The organism is Actinoplanes sp. NBRC 101535 (genome assembly GCF_030269225.1).
GTDB classification, from domain to species: domain Bacteria; phylum Actinomycetota; class Actinomycetes; order Mycobacteriales; family Micromonosporaceae; genus Actinoplanes; species Actinoplanes rectilineatus.
Map to the genome: position 1 here is coordinate 356,878 of NZ_BSSY01000001.1, position 23,566 is coordinate 380,443.

A 23,566-nucleotide genomic window follows, 5' to 3' on the forward strand; every position below is an offset into this window, starting at 1 on the left:
AGACCGAATGGACATGCGGCGGCTCGTCACCAGAAAGGTCGAATAGATGACCGACGGGCAGATCTGGTTCCTCACCGGCAGCCAGGGACTGTACGGGCCGGAGACCCTGGACCAGGTCGCCGCCCAGTCCCGGGAGATCGCCGCCCGGCTGGACGAGCGACTGGACGCCGACGTCGTCTGGCAGCCGGTGCTCACCACGCCGGAGCAGATCCTCGACGTCTGCCGCCGGGCATCGTCCACCCCGGGCGTCCTCGGCGTGATCACCTGGATGCACACGTTCTCCCCGGCCAAGATGTGGATCGCCGGACTGGACGCGCTGCGGGCTCCGCTGCTGCACCTGCACACGCAGCACAATGTGGAGCTGCCCTGGTCCGAGATCGACATGGACTTCATGAACCTGAACCAGGCCGCGCACGGCGACCGGGAGTTCGGGTTCATCGAGAGCCGTCTCGGCGTACCCCGCAAGACGGTGGCCGGGCACGTCACCAACCCGGCGGTGATCGCCAGGATCGCCACCTGGGTCCGCGCGGCGCGCGGCCGTGCCGCCATGCGCACCCTCAAGCTGGCGAGGTTCGGCGACAACATGCGCGACGTCGCGGTCACCGAGGGGGACAAGGTCGAGGCGCAGCTGCGGTTCGGCGTCTCGGTCAACACCTACGGGGTGAACGACCTGGTCACGGTGGTGGATCAGGTGACCGACGCGGAGATCGACAAGCTGGTGTCGGAGTATTCCGACATCTACGAAATCTCGCCTGAGCTGCTCAGCGAGCGCAACGCCGAACTCCGGTACGGGGCGAGGATCGAGCTCGGCCTCCGGCAGTTCCTCACCGACGGCGGTTTCAAGGCTTTCACCAGCAACTTCGAGGACCTCGGGGGCCTGCGGCAACTCCCGGGCCTCGCCGTGCAACGACTGATGGCCGACGGGTACGGCTTCGGCGGCGAAGGTGACTGGAAGACGTCGGTGCTCGTCCACACCCTCAAGGCGATGGCCCCCGGTGGCGCCACCTCCTTCATGGAGGACTACACCTACGACCTGACCCCGGGCAACGAGGTCATCCTCGGCGCGCACATGCTCGAGGTCTGCCCGTCGATCGCGGCCGGCACACCCAAGCTGGAGATCCACCCGCTCGGCATCGGCGGCCGGGAGGACCCGGTCCGTCTGGTCTTCGACGCCGCGCCCGGCCCGGCCGTCGTGCTCGGGCTGGCCGATCTGGGCGACCGGTTCCGGCTGGTGGCCAACGAGATCGAGGTGGTGGCGCCGACCGCCCCGCTGCCGAGGCTGCCGGTGGCCCGGGCGGTGTGGAAACCGGCGCCGTCGCTCGCCACCTCGGCCGAATGCTGGCTGACCGCGGGCGGGCCGCACCACACCGTGCTGTCGTCGTCGGTCGGCACCGAGGAACTGGCCGACCTGGCCGAGATGCTCGGCACCGAGCTGCTGGTGATCGACCGGGACACCACCACCCGGCAGTTCGCCAAGGAGGTGCGCTGGAACCAGGCCTACCATCGGCTGGCACGCGGGTTCGGGCGGTAGGGATTTAATGGCGGTATGGCCGACCTCCTCTTCACCGGCGGGCCGATCTTCGCCCCCGGATCCGCCACCTCGCTCGCCGTCCGGGACGGCCGGATCCTCGCCGTCGGCCACGACGAGGTCCGGGACCTGGCCGGGCCGGCCACCGAGGTCGTCGACCTGCGCGGCCGGCTGCTGATCCCCGGTTTCCAGGACGCGCACGTGCACGCCGTGATGGGTGGTGTCGAACTCGGCCAGTGCGATCTGACCGGCACCGTCGATCCGGAGGAATACCTTCGCCGGGTACGCGGATACGCCGACGCCCACCCGGACGCGGCGTGGATCGCCGGGGGCGGCTGGGCGATGGAGAGCTTCCCCGGCGGGGTGCCCGGCCGTGAGCTGCTCGACCGGGTCGTCCCCGACCGGCCGGTCTTCCTGATCAACCGGGATCACCACGGCGCCTGGGTGAACAGCCGGGCCCTGGAGCTGGCCGGGATCACCGCGGACACCCCCGACCCGGTGGACGGGCGCATCGACCGGCTGCCGGACGGCACCCCGGCCGGTGGCCTGCAGGAGGGCGCGATCCGGCTGGTCGAGTCGCTGATCCCGGCGGTCACCCCGGCCGACCGGCTGGCCGGCCTGCTGCGGGCCCAGGAACTCCTGCATTCGCTGGGTGTGACGGCCTGGCAGGACGCGATGGTCTGCGCCACCAACGGCTATCCGGACGTCTCCGACGCGTACCTCGCCGCCGCCACCGACGGCAGCCTGACCGCGACCGTGAACGGTGCCCTCTGGTGGGACCGGGACCGCGACGCGAGCCAGATCGAGGAGCTGGTCGCGAAACGGGACCGGTTCACCACCGGCCGACTGCGCTGCGACAGCGTGAAACTGATGCTGGACGGCGTCGCGGAGAACTTCACCGCCGCGATGACCGCGTCCTACCAGGACGGATGCGGGTGCGCCACCGGCAACCGGGGACTGTCCTTCATCGACCCGCCGGCATTGGCGCGGTACGTGACCGCCCTCGACGCCCTGGACTTCCAGACCCACTTCCACGCCCTCGGCGACCGTGCCGTCCGCGACGCGCTCGACGCGGTGGCCGCGGCTCGGGCGGCCAACGGGTTCCGGGACACCCGCCCCCACCTGGCCCATCTGCAGGTGGTGCACCCGGACGACGTGCCACGGTTCCGGGCGCTGGGTGCGACGGCGAACCTGCAGGCGTACTGGGCGTCGCACGAACCGCAGATGGACGACCTGACGATCCCGTTCCTGGACCCGGCGCTGGCGGCCCGGCAGTACCCGTTCGGCGACCTGCGGCGGGCCGGTGCGCACCTGGCGGCCGGCAGCGACTGGCCGGTCACCACGCCGGACCCGTTGCAGGCGATCCACGTGGCGGTGAACCGGTCCCATCACGGCAGCGGACGCCCGGCGTTCCTGCCGGGGCAGGAGCTTGATCTGGGTACGGCGCTGACCGCGTACACCGCGGGGTCCGCCTATGTGAACCGGCGGGACGACAGCGGGACGATCCGCCCGGGTCACCGGGCGGACCTGGTGGTGCTGGACCGGGACCCGTTCGCCGGGCCGGCCGCGGAGATCGGGGACACCGGGGTGGCGTACACCTACGTCGACGGGACGCAGGTGTACGCAGCCGGTTAGCCTTGCTGGTTCTCCGGCCCGGCGCGGCTGTACGCCGCCGGTCAGCCCTGCTGGTTCTCCGGCCCGGGACGCGGGTGCCGCGGCGCCATGGCCTGGCCGGGCTCCTCGACGGTCGGTTCGTCGTCCACCGACTCGGCGTCGATGATCTCCGGCGTGACCTTGGGGGCCTCGGCCCACAACGCCCGCAGCTGGCCCTGCATGAAGGCGGTGAGGCGCCCGCGGTACTCCCGGTCGAACTGCTCGAGCGACTCGATCTGCTGCTGCAGACCCTCGCGCTTCGCGCCGAGGCTGCCGACGACGTCGTCGTACCGCTGCTGGGCCTGGAGTTTCAGCTGCTCGGCGCCGGCGTGCGCGTCCGCGCCGACCGTCTCGGCCCGGGCCCGGGCGTCGTTGACGATCCGCTCGGCGGTGCGGCGGGCCTCCTCGGCGCGGGCCTGGGCGTCACGGGCCATCTGTTCGGCGCCGGCGCGCGCCTCGGCGAGGATCCGGTCGGCCTCGCGGCGCACGTTGTTGGCGTGGGCCTGGGCGTCCCGGGCGATCTGCTCGGCGGCGGCCAGCGCATCCGTGCGGATCTTGTCCGCGTGGTGCTGGGCGCTCGCCACGTGCTCCTCGGCGGTGCGCTGGGCGAGGGCCAGAACCTGCAGCGCCTGGTTCGGCAGGCCGGGGTTGGGGGCGATCACTGACTGCTCCGAAGTCTGACCTTCTGTCCCATTGAGAAGCACGTCGACACGATCCTTATCTGGTTGTCAGGCTGCCGCTGTCATGTCCCCGGCCGGAACACAGGGCCATGATCGGCGGATGCTACCAAGCAGAACCGGCCGACTGCGAGAGAGCGAACGTGAAGATGCGATCACGCTCCGGAGCCGTTTTCTGCAACAGTGTATAAACCGAACAACTGCCCCATTAAGCTCGATTCGGTCCGTAGCCCGACACCCCTCGAGGAAGTGCCATGGGATACCGCCGCGCACTCGCCACCCTGCTCGCCACCACCACCCTCCTGAGCGGCGCAGACCCGGCGACGGCGGCCGGATGGTCCGGTTACGAGGTGGCCTACTGGCCGATGGACGAGGTGTACGGCGCCACCCGGATGGTCGACACCGCCGGTCGCGGACATCACGGCGAGATCGGCCCGGAGGTGGAGACCGGAGTCACCCTGGGCGGCGACATCGGGTACCGGTTCGAACGACTCGAACCCGACACCCCGCCCACCCGTCCGGGCCATCTGGTCATCGTCGCGCACCATCCGGACCTCGATCCCGGCGACAACGACTACGCCGTCACGCTGCGCCTGCGGACCACCGGGAAGTTCGGCAACATCATCCAGAAGGGCCAGGCCACCGTCCCGGGCGGCAACTTCAAGATGCAGATCCCGAGCGGCAAGGTGCAGTGCTCCTTCCGCGGCACCCGGGGTCTGCTCGAGGTCTTCGCCCCCTTCACGATCAACGACGGTGTCTGGCACGTCGTCCGCTGCCTGCGGGTCCAGGCCGGGGTGGCGCTGATCATCGACGGCGTGCAGGTCGCCCAGCGGCCCGGCTACACCGGGCCGATCGCCAACGACTGGCCGATCACCATCGGCGGGAAGCTGCAGTGCGATCAGATCCTGGTCGGATGCGACTACTACGTCGGCGATCTGGACCAGGTGACGATCGAGTCGGCGCCGCCGGCGTCATGGCCAGCAGGATGAGACCGAGCGCCGCGCCGAGCACCGGCCGGCGCAGACCGGCGCCGAGCAGCGCACCGTAGGCCAGCGGGAGACCACGCCACCACCAGCGACCGGGGATCGTGGCGAGCAGCAGGACGGTGCACACCGCGACCGGGGTCCAGTAGTAGCGCAGGGCCACCGGATCGGTGCCGGCTCGCACCAGGGCGGCGGCCGTCAGCGCCTGCACGCCGTCGCGGCGCCGCAGGGCGATCCCGGCACAGCAGCCGGCCACCAGCACTCCCTGTACCAGGCGCATCGGCCAGGTGACGGTCTCCGCGGCGGGCAGGAGCAGCGCCGCCAGGGTGTGGTCGGCGATCGGCCAGACATGGGCGAACATCCGGAAACGCCCGGTCGCCACGAACGGCAGATAGGCGGCCACCCCGATCACGGCCCCCGACAGCGCGGTCACCACCGCACGCCGCGGCCGCTCCACGGCCAGCAGGCAGGGGAAACCGAGCAGCGCCCACGGCGCGATCATCACCGCGACCCCGAGGGCCAGGACCCGGGCGGTCCGCCGGCGGCTCTTCACGGTGTACGCCCAGAGCACCGGTACCGCCGCTTCCACGGGGTGACCGTCCCAGGGCAGCGGCACCGCAAGCCAGAGCACGACCAGCAGACCGGTCGCGATCTCCCTTCCCGGGTGCCGGCGGTCGCACCGGGACATCGCCGTCAGGACCAGGGCGGCGTTCACGGTCGCGATCAGGACCGGATGCGGGCCGGTGATCAGAAGCAGCCGGCTCAGGACCAGTTGGAGCGGGCCGGCCTGCATCCAGCCGTCGTCGTAGACCTGCCCCGGGTGGCCGTCGAGGAGGCGGGCGCCCGCCGCGGCGAAGTCGGCCAGGTCCGGCGGATCCACCGGGACGACCAGTCCGAGGACCGCGGCCGCCCCGGCCAGCACCGGGCGACGCCACGTCACGGTCCGCGGCGTCGTCACGTCGCCGGGCGTCATGTCGCCGGGCGTCACGGTGCCGAGTGCCGGGGTATCGACCGTCGCGGTGCCGTCAGCAGGGCCGTCAGGAGCAGCAACTCGGCCAGGACCAGCCAGGTCTGACCGGTGGTCTGGTGACCCAGAACGAGCGGGACGTACGGGCCGGGCAGAGCGAGCAGGGCGATGCCGGGGGCGAACGGGAGCCAGTCCCGCCACGGCTGCGGGGCCAGCATCACGAGCACCATGGCCAGCACGACCAGCAGGTAGTGGACCTCGGAGATGCTGCTCGCGAGCAGCGTGGTCAGCAGGAGGGCGGCGCTCAGGGCCGCCGGGTCGGGGCGGACCGCTGTGACGCGTACCAGGAAGAAGACGACCACCGCCGCGGCCGCGGCAGTCCCGGCGAGCGACGGCAGGGCATGCGCCTCGGCCCAGCCCCGCAGTGAGAGGTTGTTGACCGCGTTGCTGCCGTGCAGATTGGTGCCCTGGGCTACATAGTGGAGGATCGCCGGATATCGGGTACCGCCGGGGATCAGCAGCATCGCGGCGAAGAGCAGCGCGGCGGCCGGCAGCATGGTGTGGGCGAGCGGACGCCAGCGCCGGTGGGCCGCCGGGACCAGCACCAGGGGCGCCAGCAGCGGCTTCACCAGCAGTGTCGCGGCCAGGAGCGCGCACCCCGGAGTCCAGTGACCGCGACGGAAGGCCACCAGGATCCCCACCGCGGCCGGCGCCAGGAACACCGTCAGGTTGCCCAGCGAGATCGACCGGGCGGCGGCGACCCCACCCAGCATGCCGAGCAGGGCCAGCGCGGTCACCAGCGCCCGGCGACGCGGCGGAGCCTGCCGGCCGACCATCCAGGCGGCGGCGGCCAGGGCGGCCACCCCGGCGGCGACCCAGCAGACGAACGCGGTCCGGACGCTGCCGAGCACGGTGGGCAGCAGCAGGGGGACGGCGGTCGGGGGATAGACGAAGTACGGATCGCTGAACACCGAATCACCGCGGAGCAGGGCGGAGGCGGCGTTGCGCACCGGCTCGAAGTCCACCCCCATGTCCCGCACCTGCAGCAGACGGGCGATCTCCGACGCCGCGGGGAGCAGCGCGAGAGCCGTCGCGGCGATCCCGGCCCAGCGGGGCGGCCCGCCCCGGGCCGGGAGGCCGGTGTCGGTGGTCCCGTCCGGCCGCGAACTGGTCGTCCCGTCCCGGGGCGCGTGCTCCACACCTCCCCGTTCGGCACGTTCCCCCGGTCCGTGAGTGCGCGGATCCACCGCGGCCCGGCGCGTCCGGCCCGCCCGGCGCGACGGTATCGATGGAGTGGAAAGGTCTGCGGGGGACTGGCCGGATCGGTGCGGAGGGTGTTCGCTTCGACAGGCGTGAGTCGAGCGCCGCCGCCGGAAGCGTGCCGGACCGCCGGCGGGAGATCGACAGTGAACGGGACTTTTGTGGGAGCGCGACCACGGGCGGATGACGGTGGGGCGGTGTTTGTGGGTGCGCGCCGGGCGCAACTATGGTGAGCTGATGGCGTCGACTCCCGTCGATCTCCATCGTGGTGACCGGGACCCGGCACTGCGATCCGGTGGATCGGCTTCCGCTTCGCGTGCCCGTTCCCGCAGCGACGGATTCCTCGATGCGCTGGAGGAGGCGGTCCGTGCGGGCCACGAGATCGACGCGGCGGAGAGGGCCCCGGCCCGGTACGCGACGATGACGTCCCGGCCGGGCATGACCCGGGCGCTTCCCGGGGGCGGCAGCCTCGACGAGCGGGTCCAGCAGGACGCCGTCATCCGGTTGCGGGCCGGCGCGGTCGCGAACCCGGGTCTGCTGGCGCTGCTCGCTGACGACTACGCCCTGCTCACTGACGATCAAGCGCGGCCTGCCGGGGATGAGGCCGACGGCGCCGAGGATGAGGACGGAGCCGGCGTCGACGGCTCGCCGGAGCCTGCCGCCTGCGGGGAGATCTCGCCGAACGACGAGGAGATCTCCCCGCAGGCGATCGAGGGGCGACCCGCTGCCGCATCGACGGTCGGGGACGGCGAAGTGACCGGGGCGGAGAGTGGGGACGACGTGGCGCAGCCGGAGCACGATGAGCCGTCGCACGAGGTGGTCGCCTCGGTGGAGGAGGCCGTCCGGGTGGTGCTGGGGGCGCCCGACCTCGCCTGCCTGATCACGCCGCCGGGCGCCCGGCTGAACGCGGTGGGCGCCCTGGTCCGGGCCGCCGCGGCACGCGGTGAGCGGGTGCTGATCGCGGCGCCCGCGTCCGCGGACCTGGATGCCCTGGTGGCGTGTCTGCCCGCCGGGCCCTCGGTGATCCGTACCGATCGCAGCGGCATGGAACCGGGCACGCTCGCCGCCGGGGCCGCCGCCGTGCAGCAGCAGATCCTGGCGCGGTCGCAGGAGTTCGCCGGCAATCTGGAACGCTGGGGCGGGGATCCGTCTCCGGCCATGGGCTGGCTCTGCCGCCTGCGGTCGGCGCTGCGGGAGGCCGGGGAGGCGCGGCAGGCCGCCGACGAGGCGGCGGTCCGGCGCAACGCCGTCGTCGCCGCCACCCGCGCCCGGCTGGGATCGGCGGTCCGGGAGAGGAAGCTTGCCGTCCACCTCGCCGCCCGGCGGCCCGCCACGAGCCGCCGCTGGTGGCGGTGGGGTGGCGGCGCGGTGCGTGAAGACCTGCGCGAGGTCCTCGACCGGGCGGTGCGGGACTACGAGGAGAGCGTCGCCGCCCTGGACGCGGCGGTGGAGCAGGACAGCGCCGTGCGGGCGGCGGCGGACCGGGCGGCGTTCGCCCGGATCGCGGCCGAACGGACGGTGGAGAGCGCGGAACGCTCCGCTCTGCAACTGAGCCGCTGGCTGACCGGGATCGGCCCTGTCCCGGCGGCGGGCGACGACGGTGACCTGTGGGAATGGACCGCGGATGTGGCCGGGCTGACGCGGTTCGCCGAGCGGATCGAGCGGGTGGAGCCGACGCTGCGGGCGCGGGCCGGCCTGATGCGGGAGTGGCGGCAGCGCGCGGCGCGGCCCAGCCGGCAGCTGCACGCCGAGTTGCTGCGCTATGCGGACGTCGTCGCGACCACCTGTCTCGGGGCGGGCCGCCCGGAGTACGGGGATCACGAATTCGACCTGGTCATCCTGCCGGACGCGGCGCGGGTGCCGGTGCCGGTCGCGCTGGTACCGATGGTCCGCGCGCGCCGTGCGGTGCTGGTCGGCGAGCCGGGGCGTACCCCGTTGCGGGACGGGCGCAAGGTCGGGGAGTGGCTGCGCGGGCGGGGCCGGCTGGTGGCGGATCCGGCCGAGGTGGCGTCGCTGCTGACCGAGAGTGTTCTGGACCGGCTGGCCGGGCGGGCGCCGGCCGGCCGCCGGGTGCGGATCGGGGCGCCGGAGCGATGACCGGGCCGGCCCATCTGCCTGAGCGGGAGGTGGCCCGCCGGGCGGACGCGCTGCCCGGGGTGCGGCCGCTGCGGATCCACCCGCTGCTGGTGCCGATGTGGGCCGCGGAGGTGACCGCGACGGTCCGGGAGGCGCACCCGTACGAGGTCTTCGACCGTTTCCTGGCCCGGGCGGTGGCGGAGGCGGGGCTCCGGAGCACGCCGGAGCTGGCGGAGTTCCTGGGGGTGGAGCCGGCGCTGGTGGCGCGGGCGCTGGATTTCCTGATCGGGCTGGGCCATCTGGAACGGGACGGCGACCGGGTGACGCTGACCGAACTGGGTCGCCGGTCGGTGGCGGACGGCCGGCGGTACGTGCTGGCACCGCACCGCCGGATGGTGTTGCGGTTCGACGGGCTGGACGGGGCGCCCGTGCCGTACGGGCATGTGACCCGCTCGATCTGGCTCGGTGATCCGGAGTTGACGCTTGCGGACGGCACCCGGTTCCGGGTGATGCCGGGTGCGGGGGCGCTTCCCGACGATGCCGTGGCGGCGTTGCTGAGCCGCCGGGACGTGGGGGACTTCAGCGGGCCGATGGTGCCGGTGGCCGCGGAGACGACCGTGGTGCGGCCGGTGTGGCTGCCGGTCTACCTGGTCGAGTGCGTGGAGGAGCCGCTGGTGTTCGGGCGGGCCGTGGACGGGCCGGACCCGTACCTCGGTGCTCTGCTCGCCCCGTGGGTGAGCGACGTCGTCAAGGGCGTTTGACCCGCCGGGTGGCGGGCATCAGGCCCTACGGGGCGACGCGAATGTGTGGACCGCCACGGTCCCCGACGGACCAGGTTGGTCCATAACCGTCTACCGTGGTCCCCATGCCCCGTCCCACCAAGCAGCAGATCGACGACGAGATCCTCGACGCCGCCGCCAGCCTCTTCGCCCGGCACGGCTTCAAGGAGACGTCGGTGCAGCGCATCGCCGACTCGGTGGGCTACTCCAAGACCGGCCTTCTGCACCGCTTCCCCTCCAAGGAGGCGCTGCAGGAGGCCGTCGTCGCGCGCTGTGCCACCCAGCTGCGCGACACCGCCTCCGGTGTCGCCGGGCTCACCCCCGGCCCCGAGCGGGACCGAGCGGTCGTCACCGCCGTCGCCGAGCTCGCCCTGGCTCAGCCCGGTGTGGTGGCGTTGGTCCTGTCCTCCCTGCTCAGCAAGCCGGAAAGCGAGGTGGGCGCGGCGCTGGAGAAGATCGGCGAGGCGATCGCCGCGGCGTTCGGCGACGAGTTCCTCTGCGATCACATCCGGGCGATCCGGGTCACCGGCGCGCTCGGCGCGATCGCGGTGGCCAGCGTCGCCCTCCGGGACCAGATCTCTCCCGGCGCGCTGGCCGCCCTCATCGAGGTGGGCTACGACGCGCTCGGGCACCCCCGTTCCACACACTGAACTCAAGGGAACCCCTCATGGCAACGTTGTTGCACCGACTAGGGCTGGCGTCAGTCCGCCATCGACTGGCCGTGACGATCGCGTGGCTGGTGGCGCTGGTCGCCGTCGCCGCCGGCGCGGTCACCCTCTCCGGCTCCACCACGAACACCTTCAGCATTCCCGGCCAGGAGTCGACCACCGCGCTCGACCTGATGAAGGACAAGTTCGGTGCGGCGTCGGCCGGCGCGACCGTGCAGGTGGTGTTCCAGGCCCCCGACGGTCAGAAGATCACCGATCCGCAGAACGCGGCGCAGGTCGCACAGACCGTGGCCTCGCTGGGCACCCTGCCCGGCGTGGTGTCCGCGAGCAACCCCCTCGACCAGGCCCAGCCGACCGTCTCGCCGGACCTGGCGGCGGCGTACAGCTCGGTGACCTACGCGGTGACGCCGTCCGAGGTGACCGACGACCAGCGGGCCGCGGTGCTGAGCGCGCTGGACCCGGCGCGTGCCGGTGGCCTGACCGTCGAGGCCCGCGGTGAGGCGCTGAGCAACCCGGCCGACATCGGCGGCGCGTCCGAGATCCTCGGTGTCGTGGTGGCCCTGATCGTGCTGGCCCTGACGTACGGTTCGCTGGTCGCGGCGGGGATGAACCTGCTGACCGCGGTGGCCGGCGTCGGCATCGGCGCGGCCGGGCTGGTCACCCTCACCGGTTTCATGGACCTGCAGTCGACCACCCCGATCCTGGCGGTGATGCTGGGCCTGGCGGTCGGCATCGACTACGCCCTGTTCATCGTCACCCGGCACCGGCACGAACTGCGCCGGGGCCTGCCGGTCGAGGCGGCCGCCGCGATGGCGGTCGGCACCGCCGGTGCGGCCGTGGTCACCGCCGGCCTGACCGTGGTGATCGCCCTGGTCGGCCTCTCCGTGGTGGGTGTCCCGTTCCTCAGTGAGATGGGCATCGCGGCCGCCGCCACCATCGTCATCGCGGTGCTCGTCGCGATCACCCTGGTCCCGGCGATCCTCGGCTTCATCAAGCTGAAGGCCCTGCCGAAGAAGCAGCGCGACCTTCCGCCGGCGACCGGCGGCGAGGAACTGCCCGACGGGCGCGGCTTCATCAAGGGCTGGGCCAACCTGGTCGCCAAGCAGCGGGTGCTCAGCCTGATCGTGGCGATCGGTGTCCTGGCCGTCATCGCGATCCCGTTCTTCTCCATGGAGACCACGCTCAACCAGCGGCCGGCCGAGGGCACCACCCAGGCCCGCGCCCAGGCGATCATGGATGCCCGGTTCGGTGAGGGCGTCAGCAACCCGCTGCTGGTCCTGATCGACGGGCCGAACGCGGTGGCGCACGCCGCCACCGTGCAGCCGAAGGTCGCCGGGCTGGCGGACGTCGCCCTGGCCACTCCGGCACAGCCGAACCAGGACGGGACGGCGGCACTGATCACGATCATCCCGTCGTCCGGTGCGGAGGACCAGAAGACCATCGACCTGGTGCACACGATCCGGGACACGGTCGACGACGCGGACGGCGCCGAGGTGTACGTGACCGGCAGCACCGCGGTCAGCATCGACGTGTCGCAGAAGCTGAACGACGCACTCCCGGTCTACCTGGCCCTGGTCGTCGGCCTGGCGTTCGTGCTGCTGGTGCTGGTCTTCCGGTCGCTGCTGGTGCCGGTCGTGGGCGTGCTCGGCTTCCTGCTCACCATCGGCGCGGCGTTCGGTGCGACGGTCGCGGTCTTCCAGTGGGGCTGGGCCGCCGACGCGGTCAACGCTGGTTCCACCGGGCCGATCCTCAGTCTGGCGCCGATCATCATCGTCGGCATCCTGTTCGGCCTGGCCATGGACTACCAGGTGTTCCTGGTGTCCCGGATGCACGAGGCACACGCCCACGGCGCCGAGCCGCGGCAGGCGATCATCACCGGGTTCCGGCAGGCGGCGCCGGTGGTCACCGCGGCGGCCACCATCATGTTCGCGGTCTTCGCCGCGTTCGTGCCGGAGGGCAACGACACGATCAAGCCGATCGGTTTCGCGCTGGCGGTGGGCATCGCGTTCGACGCGTTCATCGTCCGCATGATCGCGGTGCCGGCCGCGCTGGCGCTGATGGGCAAGGCGGCCTGGTGGCTGCCGAGCTGGCTGCGCTGGCTGCCGGAACTGGACGTGGAGGGCGCGGCCCTGGAGCGCAGGGCGCCGCAGGCGGAGCCGGTCTCCGTCTGACCCGACAGAGGTGAATGTGCCGGGCGCTACACCAGCGCCCGGCACTTTTCTGTTCACGATCAGGGGCCGTGGCCGATAGCGGATGCCGTGCAGACATTCGATCGGCGACGTTTCCTCATGGCGGCGGGCGCGGGCGCGGTCGCCGCGGCCCTTCCGGCGGTTCCGGCACTCGCGGCGGCGACGCCCGTGACCAGCTCGGGCAAGGACCTGACCGGCTGGACCACCGTGCTCGGCGACGGACTCTACGCCTCGGCGGGACAGGCCGCGGTCAACCTGGCCGACGTGGCCACCGAGAACAAGGGCACCTATTCGCGGCTGCGGGCGAACGTCGCCGAACGCGGGGTGATGGCGCATGTCATCGCGTACAGGAAAATCGCCGGGAGCGGGCAGCTCAGGCTGACCCATCGGGGGTCCTATTCGTTCCGGCTGCCGTTCCTGCCGTCCACGACGAGCGGGGCGCGCAATGCGCAGACCGTCGAGGGTGGGTTGTTCATCTGGAACGGCGACGTCGATTACGGCACGGCGTTCCAGTGGGTGCTCAACCCGTGGCAGGACGACTTCGGCGCGATCCAGGTGTGGACCGGCGACGACTGGGAGTCGGCGGGCTACCTCAAACCGGACACCTCCTGGCACAGGATCGCGTTGACCGTGGAGCCCACCAAGGGGCGGGTGGCGATCGCGCTGGACGGGCGGAACATCCCCGCGCCGTGGACGGTGACCGAGAAGGACGAGCCGAGCACCGACCCTTCGGTCCGGCTGCAGGCCGAGGCGATCTCGCTTTATCCGGGTACGAACGCCACCTGGGCGCCGCAGCACGAGGTTCAGGTCCGCGACTGGTCCTGGACCCGCGGATAGGTGAGAAAAGAACCTTATTGAGCGTTTCGTCCCGCATTTTGAAACGCAAGGAGTCGCGATTCGCCTACTTTGCGTATCAGTCCGTCGTGATCACGCGGCGGGCTCGATATGCGACATGGGGGAAGTGACATGCAGACCTTGCGTTCCCGGATCGGCCGCGTCATCGCGGCGACCGCGCTTGCTGCCACCGGTGGAATGCTCGCCGTGCCCGCCGCCGCGCAGGCGGTGAACACGGCCCCGACCGTGGCGATCCAGGCGGCGGAAAGCGCCCTGTTCGAGTTCACCGACACCAATGGGCAGAACAGGTTCGTCATCCAGCTGACAGACCAGGCGAAGATCGACCACGCCCGGCGGATCCTCTCCGGCGAGGAGAAGAACCGGATCCACCCGCATGGCCGGATCATCAAGCGGGCGGTGCCCTACAACCCGGGGTGGAGTTACCACCTGGACCCGGCCACGATCGACTTCTTCGAGGTCGCGATCGAGGTCTGTGACGCGTCGATCGTGTACACCGAGGACCACCTCGACGAGGCCGGCGGGCCGTTCCTGCCCGGCGGGCACTGGTGCCCGTGGTCGTCGAGGCTGACCCGCGAGATCAAGTAAGGCCCGGCAGGTCCACTGACCGGCCCTGGAGGCCCCACGACCGCACCGAGGAGGAGGTCGCGCGGGCGGCGGCGTTCCCGGCGTTCGATGCCACCGGCAACACCGGCACGGAGCCGGCCGTGGACGGCGGCGCGGCGCAGCTGTAGGGGGCTGCGCCGCGCCTCAACCTGCTAGGCGGTCCACCTCAGGTTGGGGTTGACGTTCCCCGTCCAGTCGAAGGTCGCCATGTTGTCCCAGCCGTCGCCGGTGCCGTTGATGTTCGCCGGGTCCCAGCCGTTGCCCTTGACGGCATACCAGGTGGGTTCCCAGTAGAAGACGCCGATGGCGCCGGCGTTGCGGGCGGTGTTCTGCACGTACGCGAACTGGGTCGCCTGACCGGTCCAGCTGGCCGGCTGGCCGTCGCAGAGCACCGTGCCCGGGATCGAGTTGGCGGTGGAGTCGGCGTCCGCGGTGGTGAACTGGTACGCCGTCTCCGCGATCACCACCGGCTTGCCGTACCGGGACTTCACGTCGGCGATCACGTTGTACAGGTTCGCCAGCGTGCCGTGCCACATGCAGTAGTACGACAGTGCCGTGACGTCCCAGGTCACCCCGGCGTTCTTGATCCCGTCGTAGAACCAGCGTGCGTTGCTCATGCTGTCCGCGTCCGCTGTGTGGATCATGACCTGGGTGGAGCTGTTGCACGCCTTGGTCGCGTTGTAGCCCTGCTTGAGCAGGCTCGCCAGCGGCGCGAAGTCGCTGTTGACCACCTGGCCCCGCGGCCACAGCATGCCGACGTTGATCTCGTTGCCGATCTGCACGCTGTCCGGCGTGGTGCCCTGCGCCTTCAGGGAGTTGCAGACGTCGTACGTGTAGTTGTAGACGTCGGTCTGCAACTGGGTGAGCGAGTGCGAGGCCCAGGCCGCCGGCGGGTACTGCTTGCCCGGGTCGGCCCAGGTGTCCGAGTAGTGGAAGTCGATCAGGAGCTTGAGCCCCTTGGCCTTGATCGCCTTCGCCTGCTGGAGGACCTTGGCCTTGTTGTTGTAGCCGCTGGCCGGGTTGTTCCACACGCGCAGCCGCATGTAGTTCGCGCCGGCCGACTTGAGGATGTCGTACGGATCGGCGGCCGTGCCGTTCTGGTAGTACTTAGCGCCGAGGTCGAGGCTGCGCTGCAGCGACGAGACGTCGGCACCGAGCATCGTCAGTGACGCGGCCTGGGCGGGGGCGGGGTTGAGCACCACGGCGACCGCGAGGACGGCGGTCGTGACCATGGCGCGCAGGGACGGTTTCATCGCGCTCCTTCAGGGGATGGTGAGGAACGGAACCTGTGCCGGGGAGTGGTCAGCGCCGCCAGCGGACGTACGGGTTGATCCGTCCGCCGTCGTCGAAGGTGGCCATGTTCTCCCAGGCGTTACCGGAGTGCTCGATGTCCTCGGTGTCCCACCCGTTGCCCTCGATGGCGGTCCAGGTGGGCTCCCAGTAGAAGACGCCGATCGCTCCGGCGCTGCGGGCGGTGTCCTGCACCGCGGTGAACTGCTCGGCCTGCCCCTGCGGGCTGGCCGGGATCCCGTCGCACGGGGCTGCGGACAGGATGATGTTCTCGAGGTGGTCGAAGTTCTCGGTGGTCCACGGGTACGCGGTCTCGGCGATCACGACGGGCTTGCCGTACCGGGTCTTCACGTCGCCGATCACGGTGGCCAGGTTGGCGAGCGTGCCGTGCCACATGCAGTAGTACGACAGTGCGGTGATGTCCCATTTCGCCCCGGCGGCCTTCACGCCGTCGTAGAACCAGTGCGCCGCGTCGATGTTGCCGGCCAGCGCGGTGTGCACCATGACCTGCGTCGACCGGTGGCACGCCTTGGTGGCGTCGTACCCGGCGTTCAGCAGCTTGGCGAGCGGCCCGAAGTCACTGTCGGTGATCTGACCGGTGGGCCAGAGCATGCCGCCGTTGATCTCGTTGCCGATCTGCACGCTGTCCGGGACGGTGCCCTGGCGCTTGAGCGAGGTGCAGACGTCGTACGTGTAGTCGTAGACGTCTTTCGTGAGCTGGTCGATGTCGTGGCCCGCCCAGTCCGCCGGGACGAACTGCTTGCCCGGGTCTGCCCAGGTGTCCGAGTAGTGGAAGTCGACGAGGAGCTTGAGCCCCTTGGCCTTGATCTCCCGGGCCTGCCGGAGCACCGCCGCCTTGTTGCTGTACCCGCTGGTCGGGTCGTTCCAGATGCGCAGCCGCATGTAGTCGGCGCCCGCGGTCTTCAGGATGTCGTACGGGTTGTCCCGCTTGCCGCGGACGTCGTAGAACTTCTGGCCGAGTTCCTGGGAGCGGGGGAGCGTGGAGACGTCGGCGCCGAGCATGGTCAGGCGGTCGGGCTTCCCCACCGCCTGCGCCGGGGATGCGATGAGCGTAAATGCTACGACAAGAGCGAATAGACGCTTCATGATTCTCCTATGTGGACCAATAGGACAATTTTTGGGGTGCCGACCCGGGCCAAAGAGGAGGAAGACCGGGGCCGGCACCCGTGGTGGTGACCGGCGAGCTAGCTAGCGGGCGAAGACTCGCGGGTCACCAGGCTGGTGGGGACGGTGATGGAGAGCGGGGTCCGCCCGGCGATCACATCGGTGAGGAGCCGGACCATCTCCTCGCTGATGCGTTCCAGCGGCTGCCGCACGGTGGTCATCGGCGGCTCGGTGGTCAGCGCCAGGCCCGAGTCGTCGAACCCGACGACCCGCACGTCACCCGGCACGTCCCGGCCGTGCTCGCGCAACACCGGCAGAGTGGCCGCGGCGATGGCGTCCGAGGCGCCGAACACCGCGTCCAGGTCCGGGACCCGGTCGAGCAGGGTGCGGATCCCGTCGGCGCCGGTCTGCCGCCGCCAGTCACCGTGCACGATCATGTCCGGGTCGACCGGGATGCCGTGCGCCATCAGGGCGTCGGTGTACCCGGCCAGGCGATCCACCCCGCCGGACGTGTCCATCGGCCCGGTGATGGTGGCGATCCGGCGGGCACCCTGGGCGATCAGGTGCTCCACCGCGCTGCGCGCCCCGGCACGGTCGTCGGCCGACACCGAGCTGATGGTGTCCTCGAAGCCCAGCACCCGGCCGCAGGCCACGATCGGCACCCCGGCCTGGACCAGTTGCTGGAGAAGCGGGTCGCCGGAGTGCGGCGAGACCAGCAGCACCCCGTCGACGTGGCCGCCGGAGAGGAACGCCACCGTCCGGCTGCGTTCCTCGGGCGTCGACGCGATCATCAGTATCAGCGTCAGCTGCCGCTCGGAGAGGGCCTGCGCCACCCCACGCAGCAGCACCGAGAAGTTCGGGTCCTCGAAGAGCAGGTGCTGCGGCTCGGTGAGCAGGAACGCGATCGAGCCGGACCGGCCGGTCGCCAGGGACCGGGCGTGCTGGTTGGCCGTGTAGCCGGTCCGGGAGATGGCGTCACGCACCGACCGGACCGCCTCGGGACTCACCCAGTCGCGGCCGTTGAGCACCCGGGAGACGGTGGCGTAGGAGACCCCGGCCTCGCGAGCGACGTCGCGGATGGTGGGGCGCTTACGCCCCGGACCCGGGGTGGTCGGCACGGTCGGGATCATATCGGGCGCCGCCTCTCAGGCCTTCACGCCACCGGCGGCCAGGTCGACCTGCCAGTACCGCTGCAACGTCAGGAACAGCGCGATCAGCGGGACGATCGAGATGAGCGCGCCGGTGATCACCGAGGTGTACATGGCCGGCTGGCTGGCACCCTGGTTGAGCAGGCCGTTGAGGCCCACCGTGATCGGGTACAGCTTGTCGTCCCCGAGCATGATGTACGGCAGCATGAAGTTGTTCCAGATCGCGACGAACTGGAACAGGAACACCGTCACCAGGCCGGTCCGCATCATCGGCAGGACCACCTTGGCGAACGTGCGCCAGTCGCCGGCGCCGTCGATCCGCGACGCCTCCAGGATCTCGGTGGGCACCGCGGCGGCCGCGAAGATCCGGGCGAGATAGATGCCGTACGGGCTGATGAAGCTGGGCAGCAGCACCGCCCAGTACGTGTTGGTCATCCCGAGCTTGGCGAGCAGGAGGTACTGCGGGATCGCCAGGATGACGCCGGGCACCAGGACACCGGCCAGGATGATGTTGAAGATCGTGCCCTTGCCGGGGAAGTCGAACTTCGCCAGGGCGTACCCGGCCATCGCGGAGATCAGCGTGGAGGCGGCCGCGCCGACGCCGGCGTAGAGGGCGGTGTTCGCCATCCAGCGCCAGTACAGCCCGTCGCGGTAACCGCTCAGCTCGGCGATGTTGTCGAACAGGTGCGTGCTGGGCGCCAGGGTGAACGTGGAGAACAGCTCACCGGCGCTCTTGCTCGACGCGATCAGCACCCACAGCACGGGCAGCAGGCAGTACGCGGCACCGAGCAGCAGCAGGGTCGTCGCGACGGCGCTGCGGTTCCGGCCGGGTTTCCTGGTGGGCAGGGAGACCGTGGTCATGGATCAGTCCTCCTGGTTGAAGGCCCGGCGTCCGACGACCTTGAGGAAGCCGAAGGACAGGATGAACGTGGCGAGCGCGATGATCACCGAGGTGGCGGCCGCCGAGTAGATGTCGTTGCGGGTGAAGGCGTCCCGGTAGACCTTCATCAGCGGGGTCCACGTGGTGGAGATGGTGTTGGCCAGCGGCCGCAGCGTCATCGGCTCGGCGAACACCTGCAGCGTCGCGATCAGCGAGAAGACGAACGTCATCACCAGCGACGGCATCACGATCGGGATCTTGATCTTCCAGGCGATCATCATCTCCGAAGCGCCGTCGATGCGGGCGGACTCGTACAGGCTGGTCGGCACGGACCGCAGCGCGGTGTAGATGACGATCATGTTGAAGCCGGTGCCGCCCCAGATCGCGATGTTCGCGACCGCCCACATGGTTCCGGACGAGGAGAGCATGTTCGGAGCGGTGAGGCCGACCGCCTCGAAGAGATCGGTGATCGGGCTGACCCGCGGCAGGTAGAGGAAGCCCCAGAGCAGGGAGGCGACCACGGCGGGGACCGCGTACGGCAGGAAGATCGAGATCCGGGCGAACTTGCCGATCGACTCGCGGGTCCGGTCGGCGTCCAGCAGCAGGGCCATCAGCAGCGCCAGGCCCAGCATGGTCGGGACCACGATCAGGCCGTACGCCCCGACGCGCGTGACGCTGGGCAGGAACTCGGGGTCGGTCAGCGAGCGGGTGTAGTTGTCCAGTCCGGCCCAGATCTCGGTGCGGGACTTGGCGCCCAGGCCCAGGCCGCTGACCTTCACCTTGCGCAGGCTCAGCCAGCCGGCGTACACGATCGGCGCGGCCAGGAAGGCGGCGAACAGGACCAGTGCGGGGGCGAGGAAGGCGTACGGGACGCCGGACCGTTTGTTCGCCGACCGGGCCCGCGGCGCCGGCGCGGGCTTCGCCGGTGCGGCGGCGGTGGTAGTCGGAGCGGGGGTGGTCAGCGACATCGCCGGACCTTCCTTTCGTACGGGGCTCCGGGCGGGACGCGGGGGCCACGCCCCGCCCGGAGTGGCACTAACCGGCGACGTTGAAGCCGGCCTTCTTCAGGTCGTCGACGGTGGTCTGCTGCATGGTGGTCAGCGCCTCGGTGAAGGCGGAGGCCTTCTTCGCCTCGGCGGCCTTGGCGAAGGCGTCGTTGAACGAGCTGTAGGCGACGTTCACGTTCGGGCCGTAGGTGAACGGCTTGGCGGCCTTCGCGGCCTCGGCGGCGATGGCGTAGTAGTCGGCCTGCTCCGACAGGAACGCCGGCGGCTCGGTGAGCAGCGCGGTGGCGTCGGTCGAGGCCGGGTAGACGTTGGCGGTGTTCGCCAGCAGCTTGAGCGCCTCGGGGTCGGTGTTGAGCCAGGAGACGAACTCGGCGGCCTGCTTCGGGTGCTTGCTCTGGGTGGTCACGCTGGTGGCCGAGCCACCCCAGTTGCCGGTGGCCGGAGCCGCGGCGTCCCACTGCGGCATGGCCGCGACCTTCCACTTGCCCTTGGTGTCCGCGGCGCTGCCCTCGAGCACGCCCGGCGCCCAGACGGCGCTGACCCAGCCGACCTGCGTGCCGTCGTTGAGCGCGGCGTTCCAGTCCGGCGTGTACATCGGCTTGTTGTCGACGACGCCCTTCTCCACCAGGCCACCCCAGTACGCGGCGACCTTCTGGGTGGCGGGCTCGTTGATGTTGACGCTCCACGCGTCGCCGTTCACGCCCCACCAGGAGGCGCCGGCCTGCTGCGCGAGGCCGGTGAAGAGGCCCGCGTCGGTGGCCGAGAAGGTGCCGATGTACTGCTTCGGGTCCGCCTTGTGGATCTTCTCGGCGGCCGCCGCGTAGTCGTCCCAGGTCTTCGGCGCCTCGAGGCCGTTCTTCTCGAAGACGTCGGAGCGGTAGAAGAACATCAGCGGGGCGGAGTCCTGCGGGACGCCGTAGACCGCGTCGGAGCCCAGGGTGACACCGTTCCAGACGCCGTCCGGGAACTTCGCCTTGAGGTCGCCGACCTCCGCGGAGATGTCGGCGATCGCGTCCGCGGAGACCAGGGTCGGCACCTTCTGGTACTCGGCCTGCATGATGTCCGGCGCGCCGGAACCGGCCTGGATCGCGGTCAGCAGCTTGGTGACCGCGGGGTCACCGCCGTCCTGCTTGTTGACCACGATCTGGATGTTCGGGTTCTTCGCGTTCCAGGCGTCGACGACCTTGTCCATGTTCGGAGTCCAGGACCAGTAGGTCAGCGACACCGGTTCGTCGCTGGACCCGCTGTCGGAGTCGTCCGAGCTGCTGCAGGCGGTGACGGAAAGCAGAGCCGCCGCGGTCAGTGCAGCCGCGAACGGTACGAATTTCTTATTCATCGATCCTCCTTGATCGGCTTGGCCGGGAACGGGAAGCCGTGGACGGGTGCCATCCGGGGAGCGCTTGCTTCGGACGGTGCCTGTGACCGGTTACAGTGCTGCTGTTACGGGCTTGTGTCAAGCCCTTGCGCTTAACCCGTTACGCCTGTGTATCGTTCGGGCTCACCGGCCTGTGACCGGTTACAGTCAAGTTGCAAGGAGGGGTTCTCGTGCCCACTGATTCCGCCTCGTGGCCCGAGCCGCTCTCCGCGCGCCACCACGCCTGGTCGACACCGCCCCGCCGACCGCGGATGGCCAACGACGAGGACGTCCGCCCGGGCATCGCGCTGAACAGCCGCTACCTCAGCCGTGACGGCGTCCCGGTCATCCCGGTCTCCGGCGAGATGCACTACAGCCGGGTGCCGCGCGCCCGGTGGGCGGAGCGTCTGCGCCAGATGAAGGCCGGCGGCGTGACCGTGGTGGCCAGCTACCTGTTCTGGCTGCACCACGCGCCCACCCGCGACCAGGTGAGCTTCGAGGGCAACCTCGACGTGGCCGCCTTCGTCGACCTGGCCGTCGAGACCGGCCTGGACGTGGTGCTGCGGATCGGCCCCTGGTGCCACGGCGAGAGCCGCAACGGCGGGTTCCCCGACTGGGTGCAGCAGGCCCCGGTCCGGCACCGCACCGACGACCCCGGCTACCTGGAGCTGGTCGCCGAGTGGTTCGCGCAGATCGGCGCGCAGCTCGCGGGCCGTGCCTCGGCGGACGGCCCGGTCCTCGGCATCCAGCTGGAGAACGAGCTCTACGACCAGCCGCAGCACCTGGTCACGCTCAAGCGCCTGGCCCGGGAGGCCGGGATGTCCGCCCCGATCTGGACCGCGACCGCCTGGGGTGGCGCGGACCTGCCCGACGGCGAGGTGCTGCCCCTCTACGGCGGCTACGGCGACGGTTTCTGGGTGGACGCCGACGCCCCGTGGGATCCGACATTCCGCGACCACTACTTCTTCTCCCACATCTGGGATGATGCAGGCATCGGCGCCGACGTGCGGCGGGCTCAGGCGATCGAGGCGGCGTCCGGCGGTCCGCGCACCCCGTCCGAGGAGTTCCCGGCGGCCACCTGCGAACTGGCCGGTGGCATGGCGACGGCGTACCACCGGCGGCCGCACCCCAGCGCCCTCGACGTCGCCACCATCGCGCACTGCAAGATCGGCAACGGGTCGGCCTGGCAGGGCTACTACATGTACACCGGCGGCACCAACCCGGAGAGCGCCGACGGCATGCACGAATCGCACGCCACCGGCTACCCCAACGACATCACGCCACGCGGCTACGACTTCCACTCGCCGATCGGCGAGGCCGGCACGCTCGCGCCCAGCCACGCCGAGCTGCGCCGCCAGCACGCGTTCCTGGCGGCGTTCGGCGACCGTCTGGCCACCATGCCGTCCAGCCTGCCGGACGTGCGCCCCAGCGGCATCGAGGACGACCGCACCCTGCGCTGGGCCCTGCGCAGCGACGGGACCAGCGGTTTCGTCTTCGTCGCCTGGCACCAGCCGCACTTCCCGCTGGCCGCCTACCGGGGGGCGCGCTTCACCGTCACCCTCGACGACAGTGAGATCACCTTCCCGTCCCGGCCGGTCGACGTGCCGCCGGGCACCCTGGCGCGCTGGCCGGTCGGCCTGACCGCCGGTGACGTCACCATCGCCTGGGCCACCGCGTCCGCACTCACCCTGCTGCCCGGCGGGACCCCGACCCTGGTGCTGCTCGCCGAAGCGGGCATCGCGCCGGAACTGGCGGTCCGCGCCGCGGACGGCACGGTCGAGGTGCACGCGGTGACGCCGGGCCTGGAACCCCTCGGACTGGGCGGCCTCGACGTGCTCGTCCTGCCGGCCGAGACCGCCGGATCGGTCTGGGTGGCCGAGGACGGCGGTCGCCGCCTGCTCCTCAGCGAGGACGAACTGCAGTGGGACGCTTCCGGCACGGTGACGGTCAAGGCCGTCAAGACCTCGGGGGTACGCGTCTACGACCCGTCCCGCCGAGCGTTCGGCGAGCCGGCCGGCCCGACCCCGCCGCCGGCCGTGGTGCTCGCATCCGCGGAGCAGATCCGGTCCGCCGCCGGCACGGTCCCGGTCGCCTACGGCAAGTACGACGGCCGCCAGTCCGCGCCCACCCCGGACGTGTTCGAGGAACTGGCCGCCGTGTACCGCCTCGGCCTGCCGGACCGGGCCGCCGACCCGGCCGCCGACACGCTGCTGCACATCTACTGGGCCGGCGACATCGGTGAGCTGCGCGTCGACGGCCGGATCGTCACCGACCGCTACTGGGACGGCAGCCGCTGGACGGTCAACCTGACCGACATCGGGTACCGCGCCGGGGCGGATCTCACCCTGCACCTGCTGCCGCTGGCCTCCGGGTCGACCGTCTCGCTCCCCGGCGAGGCGGCCGACCGGCTCGCCGCCACCGACACGCAGCTGCTGGCCATCGACCGTATCGAGGTGGTGGCCAGAGCGACCGCCACGCTCTGACCATCGCGAACAGGCGCCGGGTGGCTCTCCTCGAGAGCCAC

General features: G+C 71.1%; 19 protein-coding genes. 10 read left to right on the top strand and 9 right to left on the bottom strand.

Features of this window, described 5'->3' with window-relative positions; translation table 11 throughout:
- Nucleotides 1-46: 46 nt before the first annotated feature.
- Both araA and QSK32_RS01550 read left to right on the top strand, forming a co-directional pair.
- Nucleotides 47-1,531: an L-arabinose isomerase gene (gene araA, locus QSK32_RS01545; protein WP_045746759.1), complete on the top strand. Its 1,485-nt coding sequence runs from the start codon at nucleotides 47-49 to the stop codon at nucleotides 1,529-1,531.
- Between the two features lie 15 nt (nucleotides 1,532-1,546).
- Nucleotides 1,547-3,163 carry an amidohydrolase gene (locus QSK32_RS01550; protein ID WP_285471011.1) on the top strand — a complete coding sequence of 539 codons (1,617 nt, stop codon included), beginning with the start codon at nucleotides 1,547-1,549 and terminating at the stop codon, nucleotides 3,161-3,163.
- A 41-nt stretch (nucleotides 3,164-3,204) separates the two neighbouring features.
- Here the strand turns inward: QSK32_RS01550 and QSK32_RS01555 are convergent, their stop codons facing one another.
- Nucleotides 3,205-3,843: a hypothetical protein gene (locus tag QSK32_RS01555; RefSeq protein ID WP_245674248.1), complete on the bottom strand. Its 639-nt coding sequence runs from the start codon at nucleotides 3,841-3,843 to the stop codon at nucleotides 3,205-3,207.
- Between the two features lie 269 nt (nucleotides 3,844-4,112).
- Here QSK32_RS01555 and QSK32_RS01560 point away from each other — a divergent pair, with 269 nt between their 5' ends.
- A complete protein-coding gene (locus tag QSK32_RS01560; protein ID WP_083449537.1) occupies nucleotides 4,113-4,847 on the top strand; it encodes a LamG-like jellyroll fold domain-containing protein in 735 nt (244 codons plus the stop codon).
- Here the strand turns inward: QSK32_RS01560 and QSK32_RS01565 are convergent.
- Nucleotides 4,729-5,814, bottom strand: a complete 1,086-nt coding sequence (locus tag QSK32_RS01565) for a hypothetical protein (protein WP_285471012.1) — start codon at nucleotides 5,812-5,814, stop codon at nucleotides 4,729-4,731. The two genes, QSK32_RS01560 and QSK32_RS01565, sit on opposite strands and share 119 nt — an antisense overlap.
- A gap of 11 nt (nucleotides 5,815-5,825) precedes the next feature.
- Nucleotides 5,826-7,007: a glycosyltransferase family 87 protein gene (locus tag QSK32_RS01570; RefSeq protein WP_285471013.1), complete on the bottom strand. Its 1,182-nt coding sequence runs from the start codon at nucleotides 7,005-7,007 to the stop codon at nucleotides 5,826-5,828.
- A 298-nt stretch (nucleotides 7,008-7,305) separates the two neighbouring features.
- Here QSK32_RS01570 and QSK32_RS01575 point away from each other — a divergent pair, with 298 nt between their 5' ends.
- From QSK32_RS01575 to QSK32_RS01600, 6 genes are all read left to right on the top strand, one after another.
- The gene (locus QSK32_RS01575) at nucleotides 7,306-9,165 is read left to right on the top strand and encodes an AAA domain-containing protein (RefSeq protein ID WP_285471014.1); all 1,860 of its coding nucleotides are present in this window, start codon (nucleotides 7,306-7,308) and stop codon (nucleotides 9,163-9,165) included.
- Nucleotides 9,162-9,905: a helix-turn-helix domain-containing protein gene (locus tag QSK32_RS01580; protein WP_285471015.1), complete on the top strand. Its 744-nt coding sequence runs from the start codon at nucleotides 9,162-9,164 to the stop codon at nucleotides 9,903-9,905. Before QSK32_RS01575 ends, QSK32_RS01580 begins: the two co-directional genes overlap by 4 nt.
- Before the next feature lie 104 nt (nucleotides 9,906-10,009).
- On the top strand, nucleotides 10,010-10,573 hold the full coding sequence (locus QSK32_RS01585) for a TetR/AcrR family transcriptional regulator (protein ID WP_045746766.1): 564 nt from the start codon (nucleotides 10,010-10,012) through the stop codon (nucleotides 10,571-10,573).
- Nucleotides 10,574-10,644: 71 nt separating this feature from the next.
- Nucleotides 10,645-12,762, top strand: coding sequence for an MMPL family transporter (locus tag QSK32_RS01590; RefSeq protein WP_342669819.1), 2,118 nt, complete (start codon nucleotides 10,645-10,647; stop codon nucleotides 12,760-12,762).
- Nucleotides 12,763-12,849: 87 nt separating this feature from the next.
- Complete coding sequence (locus QSK32_RS01595; RefSeq protein WP_285471016.1) at nucleotides 12,850-13,617, top strand: hypothetical protein; 768 nt, start codon at nucleotides 12,850-12,852, stop codon at nucleotides 13,615-13,617.
- Between the two features lie 129 nt (nucleotides 13,618-13,746).
- Complete coding sequence (locus QSK32_RS01600; RefSeq protein WP_285471017.1) at nucleotides 13,747-14,220, top strand: BP74-related protein; 474 nt, start codon at nucleotides 13,747-13,749, stop codon at nucleotides 14,218-14,220.
- A gap of 170 nt (nucleotides 14,221-14,390) precedes the next feature.
- Here the strand turns inward: QSK32_RS01600 and QSK32_RS01605 are convergent, their stop codons facing one another.
- The 6 genes from QSK32_RS01605 to QSK32_RS01630 all read right to left on the bottom strand — a co-directional run bounded on the left by QSK32_RS01605 (nucleotide 14,391) and on the right by QSK32_RS01630 (nucleotide 21,024).
- Nucleotides 14,391-15,491, bottom strand: coding sequence for a glycoside hydrolase family 53 protein (locus QSK32_RS01605; RefSeq protein ID WP_285471018.1), 1,101 nt, complete (start codon nucleotides 15,489-15,491; stop codon nucleotides 14,391-14,393).
- Nucleotides 15,492-15,540: 49 nt separating this feature from the next.
- Entirely contained in the window at nucleotides 15,541-16,635 is a 1,095-nt protein-coding gene (locus QSK32_RS01610; RefSeq protein ID WP_502872490.1) for a glycoside hydrolase family 53 protein, read from the bottom strand.
- Nucleotides 16,636-16,733: 98 nt separating this feature from the next.
- A complete protein-coding gene (locus QSK32_RS01615; RefSeq protein ID WP_245674249.1) occupies nucleotides 16,734-17,771 on the bottom strand; it encodes a LacI family DNA-binding transcriptional regulator in 1,038 nt (345 codons plus the stop codon).
- Between the two features lie 27 nt (nucleotides 17,772-17,798).
- Complete coding sequence (locus QSK32_RS01620; RefSeq protein WP_045746772.1) at nucleotides 17,799-18,662, bottom strand: carbohydrate ABC transporter permease; 864 nt, start codon at nucleotides 18,660-18,662, stop codon at nucleotides 17,799-17,801.
- A 3-nt stretch (nucleotides 18,663-18,665) separates the two neighbouring features.
- Entirely contained in the window at nucleotides 18,666-19,649 is a 984-nt protein-coding gene (locus QSK32_RS01625) for a carbohydrate ABC transporter permease (RefSeq protein WP_045746773.1), read from the bottom strand.
- Between the two features lie 67 nt (nucleotides 19,650-19,716).
- Complete coding sequence (locus QSK32_RS01630) at nucleotides 19,717-21,024, bottom strand: ABC transporter substrate-binding protein (protein ID WP_045746774.1); 1,308 nt, start codon at nucleotides 21,022-21,024, stop codon at nucleotides 19,717-19,719.
- 209 nt (nucleotides 21,025-21,233) lie between these two features.
- Between QSK32_RS01630 and QSK32_RS01635 the strand changes: the two genes are divergently transcribed.
- Nucleotides 21,234-23,525: a beta-galactosidase gene (locus QSK32_RS01635; protein WP_285471019.1), complete on the top strand. Its 2,292-nt coding sequence runs from the start codon at nucleotides 21,234-21,236 to the stop codon at nucleotides 23,523-23,525.
- Nucleotides 23,526-23,566 lie beyond the last annotated feature (41 nt).

Excerpts from the sequence above, each read along its gene's own strand:
- QSK32_RS01600 (WP_285471017.1), top strand. The coding sequence starts at position 13,747 with ATGCAGACCTTGCGTTCCCGGATCGGCCGCGTCATCGCGGCGACCGCG.
- QSK32_RS01630 (WP_045746774.1), bottom strand. The coding sequence starts at position 21,024 with ATGAATAAGAAATTCGTACCGTTCGCGGCTGCACTGACCGCGGCGGCT.
- QSK32_RS01585 (WP_045746766.1), top strand. The coding sequence starts at position 10,010 with ATGCCCCGTCCCACCAAGCAGCAGATCGACGACGAGATCCTCGACGCC.
- araA (WP_045746759.1), top strand. The coding sequence starts at position 47 with ATGACCGACGGGCAGATCTGGTTCCTCACCGGCAGCCAGGGACTGTAC.
- QSK32_RS01550 (WP_285471011.1), top strand. The coding sequence starts at position 1,547 with ATGGCCGACCTCCTCTTCACCGGCGGGCCGATCTTCGCCCCCGGATCC.
- QSK32_RS01625 (WP_045746773.1), bottom strand. The coding sequence starts at position 19,649 with ATGTCGCTGACCACCCCCGCTCCGACTACCACCGCCGCCGCACCGGCG.
- QSK32_RS01575 (WP_285471014.1), top strand. The coding sequence starts at position 7,306 with ATGGCGTCGACTCCCGTCGATCTCCATCGTGGTGACCGGGACCCGGCA.
- QSK32_RS01620 (WP_045746772.1), bottom strand. The coding sequence starts at position 18,662 with ATGACCACGGTCTCCCTGCCCACCAGGAAACCCGGCCGGAACCGCAGC.
- QSK32_RS01565 (WP_285471012.1), bottom strand. The coding sequence starts at position 5,814 with ATGACGCCCGGCGACGTGACGACGCCGCGGACCGTGACGTGGCGTCGC.
- QSK32_RS01560 (WP_083449537.1), top strand. The coding sequence starts at position 4,113 with ATGGGATACCGCCGCGCACTCGCCACCCTGCTCGCCACCACCACCCTC.
- QSK32_RS01580 (WP_285471015.1), top strand. The coding sequence starts at position 9,162 with ATGACCGGGCCGGCCCATCTGCCTGAGCGGGAGGTGGCCCGCCGGGCG.
- QSK32_RS01610 (WP_502872490.1), bottom strand. The coding sequence starts at position 16,635 with ATGAAGCGTCTATTCGCTCTTGTCGTAGCATTTACGCTCATCGCATCC.
- QSK32_RS01605 (WP_285471018.1), bottom strand. The coding sequence starts at position 15,491 with ATGAAACCGTCCCTGCGCGCCATGGTCACGACCGCCGTCCTCGCGGTC.